Source organism: Nostoc sp. ChiSLP03a (assembly GCF_034531215.2).
Classification (GTDB): domain Bacteria; phylum Cyanobacteriota; class Cyanobacteriia; order Cyanobacteriales; family Nostocaceae; genus Nostoc.
The window spans coordinates 1-25,690 of record NZ_JAVRBQ020000062.1; the positions used below are offsets into that span (position 1 = coordinate 1).

Annotated in this window: 21 protein-coding genes and 1 pseudogene; 12 read left to right on the forward strand and 10 right to left on the reverse strand. The window is 42.3% G+C overall.

Annotated elements, in window-relative coordinates:
• Positions 1-168 precede the first annotated feature (168 nt).
• From RMY32_RS10485 to RMY32_RS10495, 3 genes are all read right to left on the reverse strand, one after another.
• Positions 169-801 (reverse strand): hypothetical protein, encoded by a 633-nt coding sequence (locus RMY32_RS10485; RefSeq protein WP_322709256.1) that lies wholly within the window; start codon positions 799-801, stop codon positions 169-171.
• Between the two features lie 92 nt (positions 802-893).
• Positions 894-1,283 carry a hypothetical protein gene (locus RMY32_RS10490; protein WP_322709257.1) on the reverse strand — a complete coding sequence of 130 codons (390 nt, stop codon included), beginning with the start codon at positions 1,281-1,283 and terminating at the stop codon, positions 894-896.
• Positions 1,284-1,467: 184 nt separating this feature from the next.
• On the reverse strand, positions 1,468-1,989 hold the full coding sequence (locus RMY32_RS10495; protein ID WP_322709258.1) for a hypothetical protein: 522 nt from the start codon (positions 1,987-1,989) through the stop codon (positions 1,468-1,470).
• Between the two features lie 242 nt (positions 1,990-2,231).
• Between RMY32_RS10495 and nfi the strand changes: the two genes are divergently transcribed.
• From nfi to RMY32_RS10510, 3 genes are all read left to right on the forward strand, one after another.
• Positions 2,232-2,897, forward strand: coding sequence for a deoxyribonuclease V (gene nfi / locus RMY32_RS10500; RefSeq protein WP_322709259.1), 666 nt, complete (start codon positions 2,232-2,234; stop codon positions 2,895-2,897).
• Between the two features lie 107 nt (positions 2,898-3,004).
• Entirely contained in the window at positions 3,005-3,556 is a 552-nt protein-coding gene (locus RMY32_RS10505; protein ID WP_322709260.1) for an FHA domain-containing protein, read from the forward strand.
• 134 nt (positions 3,557-3,690) lie between these two features.
• Positions 3,691-5,649: an FHA domain-containing protein gene (locus RMY32_RS10510; protein ID WP_322709261.1), complete on the forward strand. Its 1,959-nt coding sequence runs from the start codon at positions 3,691-3,693 to the stop codon at positions 5,647-5,649.
• Here RMY32_RS10510 and RMY32_RS10515 read toward each other — a convergent pair.
• Together RMY32_RS10515 and RMY32_RS10520 are read right to left on the reverse strand one after the other, a co-directional pair.
• Positions 5,641-5,913, reverse strand: a complete 273-nt coding sequence (locus tag RMY32_RS10515) for a hypothetical protein (RefSeq protein WP_322709262.1) — start codon at positions 5,911-5,913, stop codon at positions 5,641-5,643. The genes RMY32_RS10510 and RMY32_RS10515 overlap by 9 nt on opposite strands.
• Before the next feature lie 242 nt (positions 5,914-6,155).
• Positions 6,156-6,404, reverse strand: a complete 249-nt coding sequence (locus RMY32_RS10520) for a hypothetical protein (protein ID WP_322709263.1) — start codon at positions 6,402-6,404, stop codon at positions 6,156-6,158.
• A 134-nt stretch (positions 6,405-6,538) separates the two neighbouring features.
• On the opposite strand from RMY32_RS10520, the gene RMY32_RS10525 reads away from it, so the two are divergent.
• The 5 genes and pseudogenes from RMY32_RS10525 (at position 6,539) to RMY32_RS10545 (ending at position 11,868) form a co-directional block, all read left to right on the forward strand.
• On the forward strand, positions 6,539-8,425 hold the full coding sequence (locus RMY32_RS10525) for a tetratricopeptide repeat protein (RefSeq protein ID WP_322709264.1): 1,887 nt from the start codon (positions 6,539-6,541) through the stop codon (positions 8,423-8,425).
• A 408-nt stretch (positions 8,426-8,833) separates the two neighbouring features.
• The gene (locus tag RMY32_RS10530) at positions 8,834-9,364 is read left to right on the forward strand and encodes a hypothetical protein (RefSeq protein WP_322709265.1); all 531 of its coding nucleotides are present in this window, start codon (positions 8,834-8,836) and stop codon (positions 9,362-9,364) included.
• Between the two features lie 166 nt (positions 9,365-9,530).
• Positions 9,531-9,623 (forward strand): annotated as a pseudogene (locus tag RMY32_RS10535) (UPF0175 family protein); the annotation flags it as partial.
• A 31-nt stretch (positions 9,624-9,654) separates the two neighbouring features.
• Positions 9,655-9,822, forward strand: coding sequence for a hypothetical protein (locus RMY32_RS10540; RefSeq protein WP_409882692.1), 168 nt, complete (start codon positions 9,655-9,657; stop codon positions 9,820-9,822).
• A 276-nt stretch (positions 9,823-10,098) separates the two neighbouring features.
• Positions 10,099-11,868 (forward strand): tetratricopeptide repeat protein, encoded by a 1,770-nt coding sequence (locus RMY32_RS10545; RefSeq protein ID WP_322709267.1) that lies wholly within the window; start codon positions 10,099-10,101, stop codon positions 11,866-11,868.
• A gap of 309 nt (positions 11,869-12,177) precedes the next feature.
• Here RMY32_RS10545 and RMY32_RS10550 read toward each other — a convergent pair whose 3' ends face one another.
• The gene (locus RMY32_RS10550; RefSeq protein ID WP_322693396.1) at positions 12,178-12,675 is read right to left on the reverse strand and encodes a pentapeptide repeat-containing protein; all 498 of its coding nucleotides are present in this window, start codon (positions 12,673-12,675) and stop codon (positions 12,178-12,180) included.
• Between the two features lie 227 nt (positions 12,676-12,902).
• On the opposite strand from RMY32_RS10550, the gene gcvT reads away from it, so the two are divergent.
• From gcvT to gcvP, 3 genes are all read left to right on the forward strand, one after another.
• A complete protein-coding gene (gene gcvT / locus RMY32_RS10555; protein ID WP_322709268.1) occupies positions 12,903-14,039 on the forward strand; it encodes a glycine cleavage system aminomethyltransferase GcvT in 1,137 nt (378 codons plus the stop codon).
• 124 nt (positions 14,040-14,163) lie between these two features.
• Positions 14,164-14,553, forward strand: a complete 390-nt coding sequence (gene gcvH / locus RMY32_RS10560) for a glycine cleavage system protein GcvH (protein ID WP_069072677.1) — start codon at positions 14,164-14,166, stop codon at positions 14,551-14,553.
• A 225-nt stretch (positions 14,554-14,778) separates the two neighbouring features.
• A complete protein-coding gene (gene gcvP / locus RMY32_RS10565; RefSeq protein ID WP_322709269.1) occupies positions 14,779-17,760 on the forward strand; it encodes an aminomethyl-transferring glycine dehydrogenase in 2,982 nt (993 codons plus the stop codon).
• Positions 17,761-17,850: 90 nt separating this feature from the next.
• Here gcvP and RMY32_RS10570 read toward each other — a convergent pair whose 3' ends face one another.
• The 4 genes from RMY32_RS10570 to RMY32_RS10585 all read right to left on the reverse strand — a co-directional run bounded on the left by RMY32_RS10570 (position 17,851) and on the right by RMY32_RS10585 (position 23,126).
• Positions 17,851-18,828 carry a LysR family transcriptional regulator gene (locus tag RMY32_RS10570; protein ID WP_322690699.1) on the reverse strand — a complete coding sequence of 326 codons (978 nt, stop codon included), beginning with the start codon at positions 18,826-18,828 and terminating at the stop codon, positions 17,851-17,853.
• Positions 18,829-19,335: 507 nt separating this feature from the next.
• Entirely contained in the window at positions 19,336-20,226 is an 891-nt protein-coding gene (locus RMY32_RS10575; protein ID WP_322709270.1) for a WGxxGxxG-CTERM domain-containing protein, read from the reverse strand.
• A 980-nt stretch (positions 20,227-21,206) separates the two neighbouring features.
• Entirely contained in the window at positions 21,207-22,550 is a 1,344-nt protein-coding gene (locus RMY32_RS10580; protein WP_322709273.1) for a HEAT repeat domain-containing protein, read from the reverse strand.
• Between the two features lie 162 nt (positions 22,551-22,712).
• Entirely contained in the window at positions 22,713-23,126 is a 414-nt protein-coding gene (locus RMY32_RS10585) for a ubiquinol-cytochrome c reductase iron-sulfur subunit (protein WP_322709271.1), read from the reverse strand.
• A gap of 542 nt (positions 23,127-23,668) precedes the next feature.
• Here RMY32_RS10585 and RMY32_RS10590 point away from each other — a divergent pair.
• Positions 23,669-25,318 carry a ferredoxin--nitrite reductase gene (locus RMY32_RS10590; RefSeq protein WP_322709272.1) on the forward strand — a complete coding sequence of 550 codons (1,650 nt, stop codon included), beginning with the start codon at positions 23,669-23,671 and terminating at the stop codon, positions 25,316-25,318.
• Positions 25,319-25,690 lie beyond the last annotated feature (372 nt).

Here is a 25,690-nt window from a genome sequence, read left to right on the forward strand (position 1 = left end):
AAGACACTGTTTGTAGGCGTTTTTTCAGTTCCTCTTCGCTCTCGGCGATCGCAATTTTAAATGGGCGGCTCATGGTTCTGTTAACTTACCTAGTTTGCTTCTCCCCATTATATGCAGATTCATTTTTAATTGGTATAAGATTAGAAAAAGTAGTCTTTTACTGATAATTTACTTAGCCTCCTCGCCATTATTTTGGTTGTCTTCTATAATTGCCTGAATCTCATCAGAACATTGTGAAGCTTCCATCCAAATTGTTTGGACTATAGTATCAAAGTTATTAAAAATAGTTTTTGATTTTAATTCAGGAAATAAATTTATAATTATTTGCTCCAAATCATTATTCAATATTCTATTGTAAAACTTTCTTTGAAAGCATTCAAAAGATAGCTCATAATAAAACATATTTTTCTTTATTAATTCACTTAAGTAAGGACATACATTATAATCTTTTGATTTTTCAAACTGCTGAGTTGCTAATTTCGCTGAAGCTATAACACTAGGCAAGTCCATATAGTTGACACCTACACTTAGTCTAGCATTCACTTTGAAAAATTCGTTTATGACAACATAAGATGAATTTGTTTGTAAGTTTTTGATTTCGATTTTTGCATTATTTTTTAACGTTTTTTGTACTTCTTGTTGTTTTAAAATTTTTAATTTTTCCTCTTCAGCTTTTTGTTCAGCTTCTAGTTGTCGCTTTGCAGCTAGGGCTTTTGCTGCTGGTGTACCCTGATATACTCCATAAGCTATGATTGCTAGAATGACTGTTATAAATGCTAATTGCGAACTAACAAACCACAACGCGATTGAAGTTAATAAAAGCAGTCTGAACGTAGTATTCCATTTTTCTCCCTCTACTGTTTTTGATAATGTTGAGTTTGAATTTTGTATAGTTAACTTTTGAATGTTGTTTTTTCTACATTTAAGCTTGACAGAGATATCTGATTTGTAGCATTAATTTCTATATGAGAGTAAGACGGATTTAATTGAGCCACTAACTCAAACTCTTGACTCCAAGCTGGAAACTCCTCGCCTGTTTGTCGCCCATAAACCTTAACCCTCTCAATAGATGCAGCACCTAAGCCAGTTATAGCTTTGCGGATAAATGCAACCAAGGCTTGCTGATTTGGTACTTGAGCAGATTCTAGCATTATTTGTAAGCAAGCATCCTTGAGCGCTACTTTTACAGTGATGCCCTTGGGTTGTAATTGACGGTTCATTAGGGATGCGATCGCTTGTGCATATCCCTGTTTAGCAAGTTCTAAAAGATTCGATTGTGTCATAACCAATAAATCCGAAAGCTGAGATAATATCTTCTATCTCAGGGTTCCCCATTGATAGGGAAAAGCAACATTTTTATAGATTGTACAGCTTGATATTTAAAATTTATATAGACTTATTAAAATTATTATAAAAGCCAGGATTTTAGGCTCAATCTCTGCACCTATGCGTGAATCAAATTAAATCCTAACGTTCCTTTGTAATCACAGAACTACCATTACTAATACTTACTTTTTGAATAAAAACGTTAGTAGAAGATGATAAAATATCAGTGCTGATTTGATTAGCAATAAATTCAAAATCTTGGTTTGTTAATCCCTGCGCAGTATCGCCACTTAAGTTAATACAAATGGTTAGATTTTGAGGATTACTAGAAAAATGTTCATTATCTACTGGTTTTAAATCAGCTTCTACCATGCCCAAATCAAACTCTTTACTCCAAGTCGGAAACTCCTTACCTGTTTGTTGTCCATAAATTTTGACTCTTTCAACAGATGCAGCCCCTAAAGCTGTCAACCCTTTGCGGATAAATGCAACTAAAACTTGCTGATTTAGTACTTGGGCAGATTCTAGCGTTACCTCTAAGCAAGCATCTTGGAAAGCAACTTTTGCGTTGATCCCTTTGGGGTGTAAGTGGCGGTTCATCAGAGATGCGATCGCTTCTGCATCTCCCTGTTTTGCAAGTTTTAGAATATTTGGCTGTGTCATAACCAGTAAAAGAAGAAAATCTAGAAAAATAAACTTATATTCTCAGGATTCCCTCTTGACAGCCTTAAGTAACATTGTGATGCAAGATATCAGCTAACCTGGACTAAAATATTTAGTATAAAGTTAGTTATTTACAGACTTTTACAAAAATATATTTTCCTGCATCAACATCAAAAACTTTTGTTTTTGTGCTTGCTAAATTAACAGGATTAATATTAATCAGTGAAATTCCAATTTTCAATATGAAGTTTTACCGAGATCGTGCTTGGCCTTCGACGCTAGAAGAAGCCATAGTTATCCAAGAAACGCTGCAAAACCAAGTAATTACTGAGGATCGACTGCAAGAACCTATCCAGTATGTTGCTGGAGTGGATATGGGTTTTGAAGCTGATGGGACAATTAGCCGTGCTGCTGTCGCAGTCTTGAGTTTTCCTGATTTGCAAGTAATCGAGACCAGCCTAGCACATCGTCCTACAACCTTTCCTTATGTTCCTGGGTTCCTGTCATTTCGGGAAATTCCAGCCGTCCTTGATGCCTTGGAGAAGATTAAAACAATACCAGATATCATTCTGTGTGATGGTCAAGGAATTGCTCACCCCCGCAGATTAGGTATAGCTAGCCATTTAGGGTTACTTATAGATATGCCAACAATTGGTGTAGCTAAGTCCAGGTTGATAGGTAAGCATGAAGAATTGGCACAAACCAAAGGCAGCACGCAACCACTAATATATAACGGTGAAACCATTGGGGCAGTTTTGCGATCGCGCACAGGAGTAAAACCTCTGTATATTTCCAGTGGTCATCGAATTAGTTTACCGACTGCGATTGACTATGTATTACGCTGCACGCCTAAATATCGATTGCCAGAAACTACACGCATTGCTGATAAATTAGCATCGAATAGATAAAGCTTGTTGAAGTTTTTTCTAAATACTTGCTTGCACCTACTCAATCGTGTTAGGAATCGCACAGAAAGAAGTTGATGTAGCTAAATACCACTTACGAAGTTAGAACAATGAACGCACTAACTTTACATTGGCACGATGCTGGCCAAGATAAAACTCAGAATATTTACGAACAACAGGCAAGTCATAATCCTGGTACTGTCCGCATCGGTCGTGACCCCCTCCGGTGCGATATTGTTCTGAGTCATCCTACTGTATCTGGTCTGCACATTGAAATATTTTTTCATCACCAGCAACAGCGCTTTTATATCAGGAATTTGCGATCGCAAAATCCTCCCGTTGTCGATGGACGGCAATTAGTCCAAGGTGAAATGCCGTTAACTGAGGGCAGTAGTATCACTTTAGGACAAATAAAACTCAATGTTACAAGCGTTTCCACGGGTAGCATTCCAGCAACAATTTTGCTACCACCCAATCCAGCAATAAATCTCGGACATCACCATCACCCACAAACACCCCCCGCACCACCGCCAGGAGTTTATGGCTTAGAATGCCCCAAATGTCATAAAGTTTCCCCAGCAGAGAATCTACAAATTGGCTGTCATTGGTGTGGGACATCTTTAGCTGCGGCTGTGAGTGTGTTAGTAGCACGGGGTAGTTGAGGAGGGAGGCAGGGGGCAGGGGAGCAGAGGAGCAGAGGAGCAGGGGAGCAGAGAAGAATAATCAATGCCCAATGCCCAATGCCCAATGCCCAATGCCCAATGACCAATGACCAATGACAAATGACAAATGACAAATGACAAATGACCTACAAATCCAATTAAGTTGGGAAGAACCAGCGACAGGCGAACGGCGAGAACCACTGTTAAATGTGCCGATCGCTTTTGGTCGAGAATTTGCTCGCTTACCTGCTGAACATAGAGGAATGCGGGTTTCTCGGATGCTGCTTAACAGTAATGAAGTTTCTCGCTACCATGCCTTGATTGACTGGGAACAAGACCATTTAGTAGTGATTGACCAAGGTAGCGTTAACGGTGTCTATGTCAACGGTCAACCACAAACGCGCAGTGTTCTAGTTAATGGCGATACGTTGCAAATTGGCCCCTATCTAATCGCAGTGACATTTGGTGCTAGCGCTGCTGCACCAGATACTAGCCCCCCTTCAACGATTCACTTCAACGCAAATACCAATCGCCCAGACCCCAGCTTACCTGTAGTTCAGCCGCTAACGCCCGTGGCAAGTAATTTCCCGCCATTGGCGTTTCAGGCTCAAAAAGTTTCTGTGCAAGCACTTCATGCTACAGGATTACCAGTAGATGAATCTGATTATCTAGCGATCGGGGCGGGATTGGGTAGCTTTTTATGGACTGATTTGTTGCGAATTAGTGGTGTACCTGCTGACAAAATTGTGGCTTTGGGATTAGAGGCGGAACCTTATGCCCGTTACAAACGCCTCTGTCTGAATTCGCAAATTCCTTTATATGAAAGACTGCGTTCTAATTCTGACTCTTGTCCTGATAATATTTGGGGTTGGCCTAGTTATGCCTTGCGTGAAGCTTGGCACGATTGCAGCAAAGGACAGATGAAGTCAGCATTCAAGTATTTATGGCAAGTGTTTGCTGAACCAACATTTGCAGAAACTTATACTCCTCGTGCGGGTAACGTCTTTGATTCCATAGATAGGGAGACGAAGCGCATAGGCTGGAATCAAATTTATCGCTATGGGCGAGTTAGGGTAATTCGCAAAACTGATGATGGCAGATATTGCGTAGCCTATTCTCGCGGCCCAGGAAATTATGCTTTTTTAGTTAGTCGTTATTTACATTTAGCTACTGGATATCCAGCAATTCAGTTTCTCCCAGATTTGCAAGCTTATAGGGAAAAATATCAAGATTTTACATCTGTCGTCAATGCTTATGAAGCTCACGATCGCGTTTATGAACAACTAGAGCAACATGGTGGTACGGTATTGATTCGGGGGCGGGGAATTGTGGCTTCGCGGATTGTGCAGCGGATTTATGAAGCCAGAAAGCGAAATCGAAATATTGCAGTTTTGCATTTAATGCGATCGCCTAAACCCCAAGGTAACAAATTTCAAAATACCCAGCGCCTAGTCAAAAATCATTACGAATTTCAACCCTTTAACTGGCCGAAAGCCTGTTGGGGCGGCGAACTCCGGGCAATGTTAGAAAAAGCCACCCCCGATGAACGCAAGCGTTTACTAGCAGACTGGGGTGGAACTACTACCGCTGACCGCCGAGATTGGCAGCAAATTACTGCTCAAGGGTTAAGCGAAGGCTGGTATCAAATTACCTTTGGTGAGGTTTTGGATGTGGAACGAGATGCCCAAAACCGGACTATTACCCGTATTCGAGAGCAAAGCTTTGGGGAAAAGAAATTGTTCGCTGACTTTATTGTTGATGCTACTGGACTGGATGCCAAAGTAGATGCAAATCCCCTCTTGGCAGATTTGGTGAAACATTATAACCTCCCAGTAAATCACCTGGGACGATTAACTGTAGCGAACAATTTTGAATTAGTAGAAATGCGTAGCGATCGAGGTCAAATGTATGCTGCGGGGGCGATTACTTTAGGTGGCCCTTATGCCGCAGTTGATAGTTTCTTGGGCTTGCAATACGCCGCATTAGTCGCTGTTGATGGACTCGCCGCCGCTCGTGCGCCTGGAGTTCAAAGGTTGAATGTTTTAAGTTCCTTTAGTCAGTGGTTGAAGTGGGTGTTAAATCAATCACCTTAGTATTAGGAGGCAGGGGATAGGAAGCAGGGGGCAGGGGGCAGGAGGGATAGAGTATTTATCTGGCTGTTTTGAATAGCAAATCCCAACTTCGAGGCTAAAAGGTGCAACTTCGAGGATAAAAGGTGCAACGTCGGGGATAAAAGGTGCAACTTCGAGGATAAAAGGCGCAACTTCGAGGATAAAAGGCGCAACCTTGAGGATAAAAGGCGCAACGTCGGGGATAAAAGGTGCAACTTCGAGCATAAAAGGTGCAACTTCGAGCATAAAAGGCGCAACGTTGAGGATAAAAGGCTCAACGTCGAGGTTAAAAGGCTCAAAGGCTCAAGTTACGGGCGATACCTTCAGCCCACCTGCGATTCAAATCGCAGGCTAACAGCATAAGTCAGTTAAAACTGACTCAAATTAACTAAAATTTAGTCCGTTTGAACGGACTTAGACTATTAGCCTCGGAATTGATTCCGAGGCGGGATAGCAACGAAGCGAAGAATTTGGCTTTGCCAGTACCCCTACTTTGTTTTTTCGCTTGTCGGGCGTACTAAAGTTTTAACTAAACCCGTAATCGCCACAATCACAGAGGCAATTCCCCCAATCGACAATGAAGTTAAAATTGCCGCCGCCAGAATAATTTCAGTGGGACTGTATCCGTCTCGCATCCAGGTAGATGGTTTCTCTAATGATGTTGGCGAGGTGGGAATTAATTGCGAAGTTTGAGTGGTTTGATTAACGTTGACCGGAGTTGTTAAAGCAGTTTTCATGACTGAACCTCTTCTAAATGTTTCTATGCAAATCGTATTTCTGCCAGAAGAAGAGGAGATTCCCTAGAAATTGAGACAAAGTAGAACGAAAGTAGAAATTAAGTAGAATCGAGAAGAAATCTCACAAGCTGTCTATGGAATGGGCTGATTTTCTAGCCAATGAGGCTGCTATTAATAGCTTATCTCCAGAGCAAACGGCAGCTTTTGTAGAACGGTTGAAGACTGAAAACTCAGGTAAGAGTGAGGCGAAACTTGCCAGCGAATTAAATATTGGTGCAGCTGCTTTCAAAAAGCGGATGACAGAGGTTTATGACAAATTCGCCCAGAGTTATCCTGAGTTAGCCAATTCTGAAAGCCGGGGTAAGCTGGAAAAGTTACGAGCTTGCCTGATAAGGAAATATAATGGCGGGCAAGATGCCCACCCCACAATTAAAGAAATTCATCACAACATTCCCCCTGCTGTTCCATTTGAAAAATTTGTGGGACGTGAGACGGAACTAGAAGAACTGCACTCCTCATTACAAACATCTCGGCAAGTTGCAATTGTAGCTGTGGCGGGTATGGGTGGAGTCGGGAAAACTGAACTCGCTACCCAATACGCCAAACAGCACTTGCAGAATTATCAAGGTGGGGTTTGCTGGTTATCTGCACAGGGAATTGATGTCGGAATTCAGATTCTCAGATTTGCCGAATTGAAATTTAAACTCATTGCACCGGATGACTGGGAATTAGCGGATAGGCTGAGATACTGCTGGCAGAATTGGCAACAAGGTGAAGTACTGCTGGTGTTTGATGATGTCACCGATTACAAAAAACAGGTTCAGCCTTATCTCCCCCCAGAATCACCCCGGTTTAAAGTATTGCTGACAACCCGTTTGGGGTTTGATAGAACTTTGCCGCAATTACCTTTGGGTGTTCTCAAACCATTGGCGGCGATGAAATTATTAAAATCGCTGGTTGATAGAGAACGGCTGAAAAGCGAACCTTGGGTCGCGAGAAAAATTTGTAAATTTTTGGGATATTTGCCTTTGGCGTTAGAGTTAGTGGGGCGATATCTGGATCAAATGCCAGATTTGTCTCTGGAAAGACTGCTGAAGCGGCTAGAGAAAAAGCGACTGGAACACGAAGCAATCGCCAAGGCTAACCCATTGATGCGTTATGAATATGGTGTTGCTGAAGCTTTTGCATTGAGTTGGGAACAGTTGGATGAAAATGCACGCTTTGTTGGCTGTTGGCTAAGTTTATATGCTTTGGCTGATATTCCTTTTTCTGTTGAGGCAATAGAAGATGATGATAAACAAGAACTTTGGGAGAGAGCTATAGCTGATTTACGGCAATTGCATTTAATACAATGGCAAAGTAAAGGAATTGATCGTCTACATCCACTGATTCGGCAATTTTTCCAGATGAAGTTGGATGAGTCAAGTAATGCAGATGAGGTGAAAACTGCTTTTGTAGCGCAGATGGTAGAGGTGGCAAAGCAAATTCCTCAACAGCCTAACCGTGAAGATATTTTTAATCTCACTCCGTATATCCCTCATATTGCAGAAGTTGCAACCCACCTATCCAAATATCTCAGGGACGAGGATTTAATTTGGCCTTTCATAGGCTTAGGCTGGTTTTATCAAGGTCAAGGACTTTATCAGGAAGCAGAACCTTGGTTGCAGCAGTGTGTAAAAATAGCTGAAAATCGTCTGGGTTTGGAACATTCCAATATTGCCACTAGCCTGAACAATCTCGCATTACTGTACCATTATACAGGACGCTACAGCAAAGCCGAACCCCTGTTTCAGCAAGCTTTGGGATTATGGAAACGCTTACTGGGAGACAACCATCCCCATGTCGCCACTAGCCTGAACAATCTCGCAGGACTCTATCATTCTACAGGACGCTACAGCGAAGCCGAACCTCTACTTCAGCAAGCTTTGGCAATTTGTGAGCAGGCTTTAGGTGTAGGTCATCCCGATACAATCAGGGTTCGGGGAAATTATGCAAGATTTTTAAGAGAAGCATATCGCTAGCGATCGCCCCTTTCTCCCAAAATCACACCAAATTGATGCCACACAACAGTTGTAGTTTAAATATTAGCAGCGATCGCCTTCTACACACCAAATAGTACAGTCAATAATAGTGCGTAGGCGTAGTCCGTCGTAGACATTGTATAACCATTTTGAGTTCAAAGGTGCAACTTCGAGGTTCAAAGGCTCCAGTGCGATCGCTTACGAACTGCAACACCACTTAATATTGTCATCAAAAATTTATTTTTATCTAACTGAAGAGTTAAAAATCAACAATTGGTATTTTAATTACCTTGCTAACTGAATAATCTAAAATCATATTAGCGCTGTCGCACTCTATATCGGATAGCGCAATCTTTTTCTCTTTCTATAAAGAGAAATATTTCTTTATCAATGGTTTAAATTACGATTATGAACCTTAAAGACATATCCTCAAAATTTCCCCGTCGTCAAGTTCTCAAAACTGCTCTCACTTTTGTGACTGGCTTAACCACGACATCACTATTATCTTTTGTGATTACCAAATCCACCAAGCCAGCACAAGCAATTGTTGTGCAACGACCAAATGAATTTGAACTTGAAGGTAAAGATACTAACATCAAGTATTCAATTATCAATGGAGTTCCACAACTTGATTACAAAACTCAAACAATTTCTGAGCATTTTAGTGGCGATCAAATTCAGACATTAGCTACTGATATCGGTACGCTAGTGACGATAATTATTAGCAAACCACTAAACCCTGATTTAGGAGGAAATATAGTTAAACTGAGCTTACTCTTACCAATTATCAACCTAGCGATCGGAACACGAGAAACTGCTGTCCAAACCGAAGCTATTTTAACTACTCAAAGAACATCAGGATTTATTCGTACTCCCCTATTTGGACAATTACAGTCATATCAAACTCTAGTACTCACCGGAACTGCTAGATACCGCTAGATACGGTCTAACTTCTGAAATTAATTCTTTTGGAAAACCAATTACCAATTATCCCTTAACTTGCAATACGATTCAGTTAAAAATATTTGTAGGTTGAGTTAAATGTTCGCATCGCTTCAAGTAGAAAACAGTATTTTCAGCATTTTGTAAAAATCCAGAATAATTTATCCAAGAAATGCGAATTGCCGCAGCAGTTAAATGGTATGAATTAGGTGACATTTCACAAGTTAACCCAGCAATTTCTGCTGGGTTAACTCGTTTTGGGAAAGGGAGAATCACAAGTATTCAGTTTGGCACTAAAAAATTCCGACTGTGCCGCTATTGTTGACGATAGAGCAACACGGCGTTGTGGTCAAGCTTTAGGTATTAATACTATCGAAACCGGAGGCTTGCTGATATTAGCGAAAAGACGCGGACTAATCCCAAGCAATATCTCCTGGAATCCAAGCTTGGCGTGAGGCTGGTTTGTGGTTATCCGATACTTTGGTCAATTTACTCAAGCAACAAACAGGAGAATAGCGATCGCTATCAATTGTAACTTCAAATAGCTTTTGCTTCCTTTTCTCTCTTCTTTCTTGCCCTCTGCGACTCTGCGATTTGATTCTCATATTAAATAACAAAATACGTAGCCACTAAATTTAAATATTTTTATACAAATGGTACTTTTATCCGAAAGATAGAAGATTTCCTAATGGAGACAAAGCTACAATAAAAATAAATTTTACAAGCTGTTTATGCAATGGGCTAATTTTATAGCAAAAGAAGCTGCTACGAATGGCTTATCTCTGGAGCAAATGGCAGCTTTTACAAAATATTTTCAGACAGAAAACTTAGGTAAAACTAAAGCTAAACTTGCCAGCGAATTAAACGTTGATATTGCCGCTTTCACAAAGTGGGTGGGTGAGGTATATAACAAGTTTGCCCAGAATAATCCTGAGTTAGCGACTTTCAACAATCAAGACAAACTAGAAAAGTTACAAGCTTACCTGAGCGCAAAATATAATAATAGCGAATTGGCTGTCCTCAAACCATTGGTGGCGATGAAATTATTCAAATCGCTAGTGGTTCGGGAACGACTGCAACAAGAAGCTTGGGTTGCAAGAAGAATTTGTAAATTTTTGGGATATTTACCTTTAGCGTTAGAGTTAGTGGGACGATATTTGGATAAAATGCCAGATTTGTCTCTGGAAACACTGCTAAAGCGGCTAGAGAAGAAACGAGTGGAACATGAACCAGTAATCAATGCTAACTCATTGATGCCTGATGAATACGGTATAGTTGAAGCTTTTGAATTGAGTTGGGAACAGTTGGATGAAAATGCCCAAAGCTTCGGCTGTTTGCTAAGTTTGTGTGCTTTAGCTGACATTCCTCTATCTGTTGAGACAATAGAAGATGATAAAAAACAACAACTCAACGAGAAAGCCATAGCCGATTTACTAGAATTACATTTATTACAACAGAAAAATAAAGGAATTTATCTTCTAAATCCACAGATTCGACAACTTTTCCGAATGAAGTTGGATAAGTCAAGTGAGGCGGATGAAGCAAAAACCAAATTTGCAACCATGATGTTAGAGGTAGCAAAGCTAATTCCGCAACAGATCAACCCTGAAGATATTCTCAACTTCACTCCACATATCCCGCATATTAAAGAAGTTGCAACTCACCTATCCGAATATTTGGGCGATAAAAATCTAATCACTCTGTTTACCAAATTAGCCTGGTTTTATCAAAGTCAAGCACTCTATCAGCAAGCAGAACTTTGGTTGCAACGGTGTGTAGAACTAACTCAAAATCGTTTTGGTTTAGAACATATCGATGTCGCCACTAGTCTGAACAATTTAGCAGTACTTTACGAAACTACAGGACGCTATAGAGAAGCCGAACCCTTGCTTGAGCAAGCTTTAGCACTGAGAAAACGTCTGTTAGGAGAAGTACATACCGATGTCGCTACCAGCCTGAGCTATTTGGCATTAATCTACGAATATACAGGACGCTATAACGAAGCCGAACCTTTGTATCAGCAAGCTTTAGAACTCTGGAAACGCCTAGTGGGAGAAGAACATCCCCATGTTGCCACGAGTCTGAACAATTTAGGAGCATTGTACTGCTATACAAGACGCTACAGTGAAGCCGAACCCTTGTTCAAGCAAGCATTAAAACTGAGAAAACGCCTGCTCGGAGATGCACATCCCGATGTTGCCACTAGCCTGAACAATTTAGCACAACTTTACGAATCTACAGGAAGTTACAAACAAGCCGAACCTTTGTATGAGCAAGCTTTAGAACTGAGTAAACGCCTGTTGGGAAATAACCATCCCGATGTCGCCATTAGCCTGAACAATCTAGCAGCGCTCTACCGTCATACAAGACGCTACAGGAAAGCCAAGCCTTTATTTGAGAAAGCTTTGAAAATTTGCGAACGGACTTTAGGTATAAGTCATCCGACAACTATGACAGTTCGGGCAAATTATGCCAGCTTTTTAAGAGAAGCATATCATTAGCGATCGCTGTGCATAATTCGTAATTCGTAATTCGTAATTCGTTAAAAAAATATCCCCCTCTCCACTAGCGAACTACGGTGTATACACAAGTCGGAAAAAGCTCGATTTTCCCATTGTTCTCTCACTTCTCGTTCCCCTGCTCCGACTGGGAATGGCTTATTAGAGGCTCTGCCTCCAGCCAGACATTGAGTCAGAGACTCAATGAATGCATTCCCAGTCTCAGACTGGGAACGAAGAAAGTCTTATTAAAGCTAGGTTTTTAAGACATATGTATACACCGTAGCTCCACTAGCGAAGAGGGGTTAAAATTTACTTACATCCTAGAGACTTGCGAGTTTCCACACCAGTTTTAGAATTCACACCACTTGCGTTAACACAAAGCTTTTTCACTTGTATTCCATCTAAAATTGCATTCGTAAAATCGGTACCTGTGATATCCACGCCATCAAAAGTAGAACGTAGCATCATCGCATCAGTCAACACAGCATCACTTAAATCAGCATCCTTAAACTTGGTTAGATAGGCTATGCCTTCACTAAAATCAGCACCATGCAGATTTACTCCCTGCAATACGCTACTATTAAATACGCCACCACGTAAGTCAGCATTGCTAAAATTAGCATTCTCTAATTTGAGATTGGTAAACTCAGTACCAATTAAACTTTGGCCAGAGTAATCCTTGGCCTTGAGTTCATCATTACCCACAGAACGGGTAATACTGGAAGAACTTGCAGCTTGCGCCGATAGGGGAAACAAAAAAAGAACCATAGCTAAGACAAAGCTAGCTAACAGTTGCCAATATTTCATAATCTCTTCTTAATAAATCTCAACATTGCCACCATTAACTATTAAACCTCACAGAAGGGAATAGGGTGCAGGTTACAGGGTACAGATTATTTCCTATCATCTGTTCCCTGTCACCGGTCTCCTGTCCCCTGTCCCCTGTCACCTCTTCCCTAATCTCTCGTAGGATGATAGATGTTGAGGTGCGATGCCTAACGGCAAGTTGCTCCGCATCTACGCAATAATTACCTGTGGCTAATCAAGAAGACAACGCCCAATCTCTGGCGCGAACCCCTTTATATCAATTGGGTGTAGAACTCAAAGCACGCCTTACCAGCTTTGGCGGTTGGGAAATGCCCGTGCAATTTAGTGGAATTAGCCGCGAACACGAGGCTGTAAGAAATACAGCCGGAATGTTCGATATTTCCCACATGGGCAAATTTACCCTCCAAGGTAAAAACCTGATTTCCCAACTCCAGCCACTAGTACCTTCCGACTTGAGTCGTTTGCAAGCTGGTCAAGCACAATACACCGTATTGTTAAATCCCCAAGCGGGAATTATTGACGACATCATTGTTTATTATCAAGGTGAAGACACCAGTGGTACACAAAAAGCATTCATCATAGTCAATGCGGCAACCTCCAGTAAAGATAAAGCATGGCTATTGCAACACCTTGACTTGGATAAGGTGCAATTCCAAGACCTTTCACCAGATAAAGTCTTAATTGCCGTCCAAGGGCCAAAAGCGATTAAATATCTCCAGCCATTAGTGCAAGAAGACTTGCAACCAATCAAAGCCTTTGGACATTTAGAAGCAACTCTACTAGGTAAACCTGCCTTCCTAGCCCGCACAGGTTACACAGGAGAAGATGGCTTTGAGGTGATGGTAGACCCGAATGTGGGAGTAGAATTATGGCAAACTCTCCATAAAAGTGGTGTTATCCCCTGTGGACTCGGTGCGAGAGACACTCTGCGCTTAGAAGCAGCGATGGCACTGTACGGACAAGATATCGATGACATCACCACACCCTTAGAAGCAGGTTTGGGGTGGCTAGTTCACTTAGATACCAAAGGCGATTTTATTGGTCGGGAAGTTTTAGCACAACAAAAAGCCACTGGAGTAAAGCGCCGATTGGTAGGTTTGCAAACCCAAGGGCGCAACATTGCCCGTCATGGCTATCAAGTGTTATCCACAGGTAAAGTTGTGGGAGAAGTTACTAGTGGCACCCTGTCACTGACACTTGGTTATCCTATTGCCTTAGCTTACATTTCTACCCAGCTAGCAACTGTCGGTCAGCAGCTAGAAGTCGAAATTCGCGGCAAAACTTATGCAGCAGTTGTAGTTAAACGTCCCTTTTATCGGTCAAAAAATCGTGTTAACAACTGATAAGCGTCGAGGTTTTTGAGGAATAATGTGTTGTGAGTTATTCAACTACACTAAGGTTCATTACCAGATATAACTTGGATGACTGTTAGGGAAATAATTTTTTTGATAAGGGAGAGGAAGTGATATGTCTTTTGAATACCCTCAAGATTTCAGATACTTAGATTCTCATGAATACGTGCGAATCGATGGTGAAATTGCCACCATTGGCATTACTGAATTTGCCGTACATGAATTGGGTGATATCGTCTTTTTGGAACTGCCAGAAATTGGCGATGCTCTTACCAGGGGAGAAAACTTTGGCACAATTGAATCAGTGAAAGCCGTTGAAGAACTGAATTCACCAGTAACAGGCACAGTTATAGAACGCAATGAAGCCTTAATTAATTCTCCTGAAGAAGTGTCAGAAGACCCCTATGGGGAAGGGTGGTTTTTGAAAGTCCGCGTCAATGACCCTGGCGAAGTTGAAGATGCCCTGACAGCAGATGAGTATCGCGCCCAAGTAGAAGGGGAGTAGGAGTGCTGAGTGCTGAGTGCTGTTAGCGGAAGCGGTGCGTTTAGCCCGTGCTGAGTGCTGAGTGTTAAGTGCTGAGTGGAAGAGTAAGGGAGTAGGTGAGTGGAGAAGGTAATTAATAATTACTCTTATTCACCTATCCAATATCTTCCGAATCCCCAATTCCCAGCCCCCAGTTTAAGAGTATTTATTGCAAAATATGAAATAGTACCGTCTGGAGAGTAATTTGTGGTATTGAACGCCCCTATTCTCAAGTCTAATGAGCAGCAAGTGCTGGACGAAAAAAGTCAAAAGTTAAGTAGTTTTGTGCCAAGACACATTGGCCCTAACTCCGATGATATTCAGCTTATGCTTAAGGTTTTGGGGTTTTCCAGCCTGGATGCCCTAATCGACCAAACAGTTCCACAGGCAATTCGGCTGAAGCAACCGCTAAAGTTACCTGAAGCAGAAAGCGAGTATGCAGCACTGGCATCGTTAAAAAAAGTTGCTGCCAAAAATCAGGTTTTCCGTTCATACATTGGTATGGGCTATTACGACAGTATTACCCCACCTGTGATTGGGCGTAATATCCTAGAAAACCCCGGTTGGTATACTGCCTACACTCCTTATCAGCCAGAAATTGCTCAAGGGCGACTAGAAGCGCTGCTGAATTTTCAAACTCTGATTATTGACCTCACAGGTTTAGAAATTGCCAATGCTTCGTTACTTGATGAAGCCACAGCAGCAGCAGAAGCAATGAGTCTAAGCTATGGTGTCTCTAAAAATCAGGCAGATGCCTATTTTGTCTCTCGTGATTGCCATCCCCAAACCATTGATGTGTTACAAACACGTGCTAAACCATTGGGGATTAAGATCGTTGTTGGGGATCATCAAAAATTTGATTTTGAGCGACCAATTTTTGGGGCTGTTCTGCAATACCCTGCAAGTGATGGCACTATTTATGACTACCGCGCTTTTATAGAAAAAGCCCATGCTAAGGGTGCATTGGTGACGGTAGCAGCAGATCCTTTAAGTTTAACTTTGCTGACCCCTCCTGGGGAATTTGGCGCTGATATTGCTGTCGGAAGCACTCAGCGATTCGGTATTCCTTTGGGGTTTGGGGGGCCTCATGCGGCATATTTCGCTACGAAGGAAGAGTATAAACGGCTAGTTCCAGGGCGAATTGTGGGAGTTTCAAAAGATGCTCAAGGTAAGCCTGCATTGCGTCTTGCCTTGCAAACCCGCGAACAGCACATCCGCCGCGAAAAAGCTACTAGTAATATTTGTACTGCACAGGTGCTGCTGGCGGTGATGGCGAGTATGTACGCCGTCTATCATGGGCCAGATGGACTGAAGCAAATCGCTGTAAATATCCATCAGCTAACTTTAATGTTGGCAGCAGGACTAAAGCATCTAGGTTACAAAATTAGTTCTGAAAATTTCTTTGATACATTGCGCGTGGAGTTGGGAACACGCAGCCTGGAAGTAATTCTCGAAGCTTGTCAAGCACGGAATATTAACCTGCGGATTTTTGATGACACTGCCGTTGGTATCTCTGTAGATGAAACAACTACAGTAGATGATTTGATAAAGCTTTGGGAGATTTTTGCAGCGTCTGATAGTCCATTTTTCAGTTTTAAAGAAATTGGAGACTTAATTGCAGCACAGCGCAAATCACCTTTACAAAACTCAAGCCTTGCCCGTACTAGCAACTATCTCACCCACCCAGTTTTTAACCGCTATCACTCAGAAACGGAGTTGTTGCGTTATCTGCACAAATTAGAAAGCAAGGACTTATCGTTAACGACATCGATGATTCCCTTGGGTTCTTGCACAATGAAGTTGAATGCAACTGCTGAGATGATTCCGGTAAGTTGGGAGGAATTTGGCAAGATTCATCCATTTGCCCCTGCATCGCAAACACAAGGTTATCAAATTCTATTCCAGCAACTTGAGGCATGGTTAGCTGAAATTACTGGTTTTGCGGGAATTTCTCTACAACCAAATGCTGGTTCTCAGGGCGAATATGCTGGACTTTTAGTAATTCGTCAATATCACGAAAATCGGGGCGAAGCACATCGCAATGTTTGTTTGATTCCCACTTCCGCACACGGAACCAATCCAGCAAGTGCGGTGATGTGCGGGATGAAGGTGGTAGCAGTTGCCTGTGACTCACAAGGTAATATTGATGTTGCTGACCTGAAGGCGAAGGCAGAAAAACACAGCAATGAATTAGCCGCTTTAATGGTGACATATCCCTCAACTCACGGTGTCTTTGAGGAGCCAATTCAGGAAATCTGCGCTGTTGTCCATAGTTATGGCGGACAAGTTTACATGGATGGGGCAAATATGAACGCCCAAGTGGGAATTTGCCGTCCTGGGGATATTGGCGCGGATGTCTGTCACTTGAATCTGCACAAAACCTTCTGTATTCCTCATGGTGGCGGTGGCCCTGGTATGGGGCCCATTGGCGTTGCATCTCATCTTGTGCCTTTTCTACCGGGACATCCTGTAGTCGGGATTGGGGACTGGGGACTGGGAACTAGGAAGGAAGAAATTCCCAATCCCCAATCCCCAATCCCCAATACCCAGCATATTGGTGCTGTGGCAGCTGCGCCTTGGGGTAGTGCGAGTATCTTGGTGATTTCTTGGATGTACATCGCCCTGATGGGTGCAGATGGTTTAACCCAAGCAACTAAGGTGGCGATTCTCAACGCTAACTACATCGCTAAGAGACTGGAATCATACTATCCGGTTTTGTATCAGGGGAAAAATGGTTTAGTTGCCCATGAATGTATTTTAGATTTACGATCGCTCAAAAAATCGGCTGCGATCGAAATCGATGATGTTGCCAAGCGTCTGATCGATTACGGTTTCCATGCGCCGACTGTCTCCTGGCCTGTAGGGGGTACAATCATGGTGGAACCTACAGAAAGTGAATCTAAGCAAGAGTTGGATCGTTTCTGTGATGCATTGATTTCTATTCGTCAAGAAATTGCCGAAATAGAAGTTGGCAAGGTGGATATCCAAGATAATCTTTTGAAGAACGCACCCCACACTGCCGAAAGTTTAATTACCGGAGAATGGCAGCATCCCTATTCTCGCGAACAAGCTGCCTATCCTGCGCCTTGGACACGCGAATATAAGTTCTGGCCTGCTGTCGGTCGCATTGATGCAGCCTTTGGCGATCGCAATTTTGTTTGTTCTTGTCTGCCAATGGATGCTTATTAAACTGAAGTAGGGGCGCACAGCTAGCTGTGCGCCCTACGATAGATTATTTTTTTCGCTGGAATTTTTAAAATTGGGATCGCGTTGCTTTAATTAACTTACGTTGTCTAATAAAATCGCAGTTGACGAAGGCGATCGCTGCTGGTTAATTTGCAGTGGGATATTTTCTTGCACGAGTTGCCAAAAATGTTTAATGGGAGGAATTTGCAGACGATCTTGAGTTGTCACCATAACTACCCGTCGAGTCAAACTGGAACCATCTGCTAAACCATTAGTATTATTACTGGCTAAAGAACGAATCGCCAGGGTAGGGTCAAGATGTGCTTCCAGTAATGCTGATTGAGGTAGCAAAGCTATCAATTTCCCTTGGCGCACAACTCCCCGGAAGGCATCTAGGGTATTTACCTCTAAAGCCGACTGGAGTGTGGCTTCCATCCGCTCAAATTTATCTTGTATTAAGCGTTGCATCCCATAACCATCTTTAAAAACCACTTGGGGATAACGAATTAGCTCCGACCAAGGGACGCATTCATATTGTGCGAGGGGATGATTGGCTGCGGTTAAAACTTCTATAGGTTCATCATAAAGTACTTCTACCACCATTTCTCTACTGGTGGTTAAAAAGCGATTATTCATCACAATTGCTAAATCCACCAATCCATCTTTGAGGACTTTCAGGGCGCGATCGCTTCCTAATGAAGTCACCCGCAATTGCACATCTGGATAATCATGACAAAATTTTTGCAACACTGGTGGTAAGTAAGATCCACACAGAGAGTGAATCACGGCAATGCAAAGTTCTGGTTGCTTTCCAGCGATTAAATCGGCTAATTCTTCTGTAGCAGTCTGCCACTCTTGACAAATTTTGCGAACGCGGGGTAACAAACGTTCGCCTCCTAGTGTCAGTTTGGCATGAGTGCTTCTGTGAAACAGTTCTATCCCCAAATCTGCTTCTAATGCTTGGATTTGGCGACTAATCGTCGATTGGGTAACACCAGATGTTCGCGCTGCTTGTTGAAAGCTGCCGGTTTGGGCGATCGCTAGAAAGGCTTGCAACTGCTCTAGGCGCATTTTTATGTAGCCTGAATTACATTGATCAGTTTTATAAAGTTAACGGATTTTTATCCACAATTTAGTAGAGTTTGTTACAGCTTTTTTTCTCTGATTAACATTTAAGTAAATCAGATTTGACCGCCTTTGTTGTCAATGATGCGCTTTGCACCGATTTTTTCGGTAAATTTCGCCCAAAAAATAATTAACTATTTTCTGCTGAAATATATGAATTTTTAGATAATATTTTTAACGCTATCGTTCTGAGCCATTCTCTTGTGATTACAGAAGCTGATAGTTGAACTGTAGCGAACTATCAGTGTTTCACTTCATCATTATGCGACAGATTATATAGCAGTTTCTAATTGACATAAAGTAATCATTTCAACTTCGCATCTCAATTACCTGAATGTTACCGTTGGTCAGGTTGGTTTTATACAAGTACGGATACAGCTGCGATCGCATCAGATTTGCAAAAGACATAGAGGGCACAAACTATAGCTGTACCCTCCTAGGGTGTGGTGAATACTATCTAGAGCGAGAACCTGTTACTTCATCGGGATCTCTATAAGCCCGGACTTTTTCGCGATTACGCAGTCCAGCTAAACCAGCTAGACCAAGTAAACCTAGCCAACCAAAATTGAAACCGCGATCGCTAGTTCTTTCGGAAGCTGCGACACCTGTATTTCTGTTAGTACCTGTGGCATCAGTGCCAGTGCCTGTTGTTCCACTACCTGTGGTATCAGTGCCCGTTGTTCCACTGCCTGTAGTTCCACTACCTGTAGCATCAGTGCCCGTTGTTCCACTGCCTGTAGTTTCACTACCTGTGGCATCAGTGCCTGTTGTTCCACCGCCCGTTGTTCCACTACCTGTAGTTCCACTACCTGTGGCATCAGTGCCTGTTGTTCCAGTGCCTGTTGTCCCAGTTCCAGTGCCTGTTGTGCCAGTACCTGTGGTTCCAGTACCTAAGCCAGTGCCTGTTGTCCCTGTTCCAGTGCCTGTTGTCCCGGTTCCACTGCCCGTTGTCCCAGTTCCACTGCCTGTTGTGCCAGTACCTGTAGTTCCAGTTCCAGTACCTAAACCAGTACCTGTTGTCCCGGTTCCAGTGCCTGTTGCGCCAGTGCCTGTAGTTCCAGTTCCAGTACCTAAGCCAGTGCCTGTTGTCCCGGTTCCAGTGCCTGTTGTGCTACTGCCTGTTGTCCCGGTTCCAGTGCCTGTAGCTCCAGTTCCAGTACCTGAGCCAGTGCTACCACTGGAGCTTCCGCTACCGGAGCTTCCACTGCCGGCACTTCCGCTACCAGAGCCTCCACTGCCGGAACCTCCACTTTGGGCAGAAACTAAAGTAGGTAAGGATACAGAAGCGAAACTTATGGCAAATAGAGTAGCTAAAACAGCTTTAGATAAATTGAAAGGCTTCATGCTTATGGTTCCTTTTATGTTCTAGATTTGTATCGTTGATTGATTTACAAAAGCAATGTTGTCTCTTCAATCCACTGCTAAATTAGGTAAATTATGGCGAGGCAGATTGCAGAGTATTTTACTTAACTTCTTCTGGAAAAGTTGAAAGTATTTGAAAATACCACCAATAACTTATTCTTTGTCACATTAAGCAAAATAACTCATAATCAGTAATTACTACTTTAGGATTAAAAACTCACGAGCGAAATTGCTTGTTCAAGATAGAAAATAAATATTATTACACTTAATTTCTATCTATCCTATTTTTATTAATTACTTATTGTGAATCATTTTGTTACTGTTAGATAGCATAAGTGTTAGTTTTTCGACGGACTTCTACCATAAGAGTAAAATCACTTATATCCCAGGAATTAATTTGGCATTCAAGTTAGGTTAGTTTATATAGGACTTTGATTTTATTTCTGAAAACATACAGAGGCTGAAAAGCTTATTATATCGGGGTTTTATCTGAAATCTTGTTCAAAAATCAGATATGAGTTCTATAAGTGTGAGAAAACTCCACATTATAGAATAGAGTTTGTAATTAGATAAACAGACTAACCTAAGAAGTACAAGCGATCGCTAAGTTAAACAGGATTTTCACCTGAATAAATATAATTACTTTTTTGACATTAGCTTTTAGTTATTTTGATATAAATGAACCAAAAACTCTATACAGCCAGATGCTGCTTGCAGTTGAGACTCTATTAAGAATACTTCACAATCTTATTTCACCTGAAAACTTATAACTTCATACTCCAGATGTGTCTTACTTTAGACTTAAGGAATACTTTTATTATCAGTTCAATAGGATGGCATAAATAATTAAAGGTTTGTAATAAGGATTTTAATCTTCTCTTATCTAAAAGAGGCAGCGCCCTAAGCGTAGCTATGCCGCAGACTTTACGAGACGCCACGCGATTAAAAGTTGACGCTGAAATTTACCATTCGGCTAAAGCGATCGCTATTCCTTGTTTTAAATCTGGTGTGATTGCATCATTATTCGCTAACTGCTGCAATTGTTGATGTGTGGCTTCCTCATTCAGATTTTTCAGTGCTGCGATCGCATGTAGTCTCACCGATGCATTAGGATCGGCTAACAGGGAAATCAATGGTTCAATTGCCTGCATTTCGCCTAACTGTCCTAAAGATAAAGCGATCGCACTTTTGATGCTAGCAATCTCTATGGCCGAATGCTGCGTTAGAGAAGCTTGCCGTTCGCCTAGCGTCTCGTAGAGAAGGCATCGCAGTATTTGCAGTAATATTTCTACCGCTGGTGTAGTTAACTGCGGTTTTTGGACTCGTCCCAAAACTGTGACAATTTCTTGCCACACTGTCTCGGAAGTACTTTGATTCAGTGCTGTTTGCAAATATTCCAAACTCGATAATGTTCCCACCCAACTTAAAGCACGGATGGTTTCTAATTGCAGCGTTATCGGTGTCTGAGGTGAAATCAGCAAATCAAATAAGTGTTTAGCAGCGTCATCACTACCAATCCGAGAAAGGGTAACTGCGGCTGCACAACAAACATCAAGGTTAACGTCGTAAAGTTTGGGTTGCAGTCTCGTTATTAAATCTAATGCTTGATGTAAATCGGGGCGAAAACCTAAACCAAGTACTGCTGCACGCCTCACTGTGGCGGCGGGATCGTCCAAAGCTTTTAACAATACTGGCGGTACGCGTTCGTCATGAAAACTGCTGAGGGCTTCAATTGCGGCGGCACGGATTGCTGCTTGTGGATCTTGCACTACACTCAACAGCGGCGTGATGGTTTCTGGTTGCCGAATACAACAAAGCGATCGCACTGCTAACAATCGTGTATTTTCATCTAATAGAAGTTCAGTTAGTGAAGTAATTGCAACAGTACCCATTTGTCCCAGTGCTGTAGATGCGATCGCTTTGAGTTCTTCATCCCGATCGTTTTTCAACAATTCAACTATTGATGCGATCGCTTCTGGATGTTTAAATTCGCCCAAAGTCCTTGCCGCATACCAGCGCAATTCGTCTTCTGCGTCTTCATCTTCTAATATTTCAATCAGAGGTGGGATAGCAATATTACCAAAGTGAATCAACACTTTGGTAATTTCCCATCGTTGCTGAAAATCCCCCATCTCTAAGATGGAAAGTGTTAATTTCAGAAGATATTCTCGATTTTTAACTATTTCTGGATCTTCCGAATTTGCCCCTAAAACTAATTGTTGCAAATATTGAATTAGTGATGACCAATCAGCGGCATTATGTGCTGTCTCGGCTTGTACCAAAAGCTGTTTGATATTACTCACAATATCTTGCGTAAAAGGGATTGGGGATTGGGGATTGGGGATTGGGGATTGGGGATTGGGGATTGGGGATTGGTTATTCTCCTAGTACCCAGTACCCAGCACCCAGTCCCTAGTACCCAGTACCCAGTCCCCAGTCCCCAGTCCCCATGCTCTATCCTGCCTCCACTAGCTTGGCTTAACTAAAACAGAATTGCCCTCAATCTTAGCGGCGTAAGTTTTTAGGGGGTCGGTTGCTGGGCCTTTTTGCACTTTACCATCGGCTCCATATTCCGAACCATGACAGGGACAAGCGAATTTTTTGGCATCTGCTTTCCATGCTACAGTGCAACCTGCATGAGTACAAGTAGGGTCAACAGCAGTTAGATTTCCGGCTTTAGATGTGCCGACTACCAGCACAGGCCCAGCCGGTGAGTTTTTTGCCAGCAATTGACCTGTTTTATCTAAATCTGCCGATGTACCTACTGTTTGCCAATCTTTAGATGCTGGAGTTGTTTGAGAAGAACAAGCTGCGATCGCTACAGGTAGAGAACTCGCAATCCAGCCCAAACCTACCCAATTAATAAAGTCACGACGTTTCATAACTGCTGAAATAATATCTAAGTTTTAGCTAACATCTCCCATTCAATTTGGGATTTTAGACTTCGGCTACGCTCAGTCGAACGATTTGAGATTAATCTATGGCGATCCAAAATTACTTCAGTCTTCTCAAATACCCTTGATTAAGGGCGCTACATCGCTTATGGGTGACTTTAATGCAAGTAATGCATACTATTCATGCATTTTTTGAAAAATTTTTCCGAAAATCGTAACAATTTATACGATTTTAACACAAAAGTCACCTTAAGTTATGAGTATCGAAATTGTTACATGAACATTATCTAAACCTGCTTGATAAATTCCCAAGATGTAAATGGTCACAAATTTTTTTTAACTAACCACGGATTTGAAGTTTCGCGTTGGAATGTTCTTGAGTAAAAATAATCAGCCGTAGTTAAATATTAAGTTTTTATTCCCTAACCTTCGCAGATACAGCACCTGATGTAACTACGGATTGATTGGAATTGGGAAATTATGACCACAGTTACCGATCTTATCAGTAATTTGCAACGAGATTCAGACTCATGACAGATACAGCAACTACCACTAGTCTTAATAAGTTCGAGAAATTAAAAGCAGAAAAAGATGGACTCGCCATCAAAAGTGAGATAGAGAAATTTGCCGCCTTGGGTTGGGAGGCGATGAACGAAACAGATCGCGATCATCGACTCAAATGGGTAGGCGTGTTTTTTCGGCCAGTTACCCCAGGAAAGTTTATGATGCGGTTGCGGATGCCTAACGGTATTCTTACCAGCAGCCAGATGCGTGTTTTAGCTCAAGTGGTGCAACGTTACGGTGATGATGGTTGCGCTGATATTACTACCAGACAGAATATTCAATTACGGGGGATCAGAATTGAAGATTTACCAGATATCTTTAATAGATTTCACGCAGTTGGTTTAACCAGCGTTCAGTCAGGGATGGATAACGTCCGCAATATCACAGGCGATCCCGTGGCGGGGTTAGATGCAGATGAATTGTACGACACGCGAGAGTTGGTACAGCAAATTCAAGATATGCTCACCAATAAAGGCGAAGGAAACCCAGAATTTAGCAACTTACCACGCAAGTTTAATATTGCGATCGCAGGTGGACGAGACAATTCAGTTCATGCTGAAATTAACGATTTAGCTTTTGTGCCAGCATTTAAAAATAGTGCTGAGTGCCGAGTGCTGAGTGCTGAGTCTTTTTCCCACTCAGAACGGGCTGAACGCCCCGCTACCGCTAACAGCACTCAAGACTCAGCACTCATTTTTGGGTTTAACGTTTTAGTCGGTGGTTTTTTCTCAGCTAAACGTTGTGAGGCGGCGATTCCTCTGAATGCTTGGGTGGCTCCCGAAGATGTAGTAGCTTTATGTAGAGCGGTTTTGGAAGTATTTCGCGATTGTGGCCCGCGTGCTAATCGGCAAAAATCGCGCTTGATGTGGCTAATCGATGAATGGGGTTTAGATAAGTTTCGCGCAGAAGTAGAAAACCGTTTGGGTAAATCATTAATATCCGCAGCACCTAAAGACGAGATCGACTGGGAAAAACGCGACCATATCGGGGTATATAAACAAAAACAATCAGAATTGAATTACGCAGGCTTACACGTTCCTGTTGGTCGGTTGTATGCCGAAGATATGTTTGAAATTGCCCGTATAGCTGAAGTTTACGGCAGTGGCGAAATCCGTTTCACAGTTGAGCAAAACATTGTGATCCCCAATATTGCTGACTCGCGTTTAGCAACATTTTTAACAGAGCCTTTGCTGGAAAAATTTTCTATCGATCCAGGTTTGCTGACGCGATCGCTAGTATCTTGCACAGGCGCACAATTTTGCAACTTTGCCCTGATCGAAACCAAAAACCGCGCCCTGGCAATGATTAAAGCCTTAGAAGAAGACTTAACCTTCACCAAACCAGTGCGAATTCATTGGACAGGTTGTCCCAACTCCTGCGGACAACCCCAAGTTGCAGACATCGGCTTGATGGGAACTAAAACTCGCAAAAATGGCAAAACCTTGGAAGGTGTTGACATATATATGGGCGGCAAAGTTGGCAAAGATGCCCATTTGGGTACTTGCATCATCAAAGGCATACCATGCGAGGATTTGCAGCCAATATTGCAAGATTTACTCATCCAAAAGTTTGGGGCAAAACTCAAGCAAGAAGCCTTACTAGTTGGTAACTGCTAGTTGGGGATTGGGCATTGGGGATTGGGGATTGGGCATTGGGCATTGGGCAAGACTCATACTTCAAACTTTAAGGCTTAATGTTCGACCTTTAAGGCTTAATGTTCAAACTTTAAGGCTTAATGTTCGACCTTTAAGGCTTAATGTTCAAACCTTAAGGCTTAATGTTCAAACTTTAAGGCTTAATGTTCGACCTTTAAGACTTAACCTTCGACCTTTAAGGCTTAACCTTCGACCTTATACCAATTTTTTATAAAGCTGCATAGAATTCGATCCCCCCTAACCCCCCTTAAAAAGGGGGGAACCGGAAAAACATCTATCAAAGTCCCCCTTTTCAAGGGGGATTTAGGGGGATCAAGATATGTGCAACTTCAC

What these genes read in the sequence shown, in the direction of transcription:
- RMY32_RS10490 (WP_322709257.1), bottom strand. Translation starts at nt 1,283, where the DNA reads ATGACACAATCGAATCTTTTAGAACTTGCTAAACAGGGATATGCACAA.
- RMY32_RS10495 (WP_322709258.1), bottom strand. Translation starts at nt 1,989, where the DNA reads ATGACACAGCCAAATATTCTAAAACTTGCAAAACAGGGAGATGCAGAA.
- nfi (WP_322709259.1), top strand. Translation starts at nt 2,232, where the DNA reads ATGAAGTTTTACCGAGATCGTGCTTGGCCTTCGACGCTAGAAGAAGCC.
- RMY32_RS10505 (WP_322709260.1), top strand. Translation starts at nt 3,005, where the DNA reads ATGAACGCACTAACTTTACATTGGCACGATGCTGGCCAAGATAAAACT.
- RMY32_RS10510 (WP_322709261.1), top strand. Translation starts at nt 3,691, where the DNA reads ATGACAAATGACCTACAAATCCAATTAAGTTGGGAAGAACCAGCGACA.
- RMY32_RS10515 (WP_322709262.1), bottom strand. Translation starts at nt 5,913, where the DNA reads ATGCTCGAAGTTGCACCTTTTATGCTCGAAGTTGCACCTTTTATCCCC.
- RMY32_RS10520 (WP_322709263.1), bottom strand. Translation starts at nt 6,404, where the DNA reads ATGAAAACTGCTTTAACAACTCCGGTCAACGTTAATCAAACCACTCAA.
- RMY32_RS10525 (WP_322709264.1), top strand. Translation starts at nt 6,539, where the DNA reads ATGGAATGGGCTGATTTTCTAGCCAATGAGGCTGCTATTAATAGCTTA.
- RMY32_RS10530 (WP_322709265.1), top strand. Translation starts at nt 8,834, where the DNA reads ATGAACCTTAAAGACATATCCTCAAAATTTCCCCGTCGTCAAGTTCTC.
- RMY32_RS10545 (WP_322709267.1), top strand. Translation starts at nt 10,099, where the DNA reads ATGCAATGGGCTAATTTTATAGCAAAAGAAGCTGCTACGAATGGCTTA.
- RMY32_RS10550 (WP_322693396.1), bottom strand. Translation starts at nt 12,675, where the DNA reads ATGAAATATTGGCAACTGTTAGCTAGCTTTGTCTTAGCTATGGTTCTT.
- gcvH (WP_069072677.1), top strand. Translation starts at nt 14,164, where the DNA reads ATGTCTTTTGAATACCCTCAAGATTTCAGATACTTAGATTCTCATGAA.
- RMY32_RS10570 (WP_322690699.1), bottom strand. Translation starts at nt 18,828, where the DNA reads ATGCGCCTAGAGCAGTTGCAAGCCTTTCTAGCGATCGCCCAAACCGGC.
- RMY32_RS10575 (WP_322709270.1), bottom strand. Translation starts at nt 20,226, where the DNA reads ATGAAGCCTTTCAATTTATCTAAAGCTGTTTTAGCTACTCTATTTGCC.
- RMY32_RS10585 (WP_322709271.1), bottom strand. Translation starts at nt 23,126, where the DNA reads ATGAAACGTCGTGACTTTATTAATTGGGTAGGTTTGGGCTGGATTGCG.
- RMY32_RS10590 (WP_322709272.1), top strand. Translation starts at nt 23,669, where the DNA reads ATGACAGATACAGCAACTACCACTAGTCTTAATAAGTTCGAGAAATTA.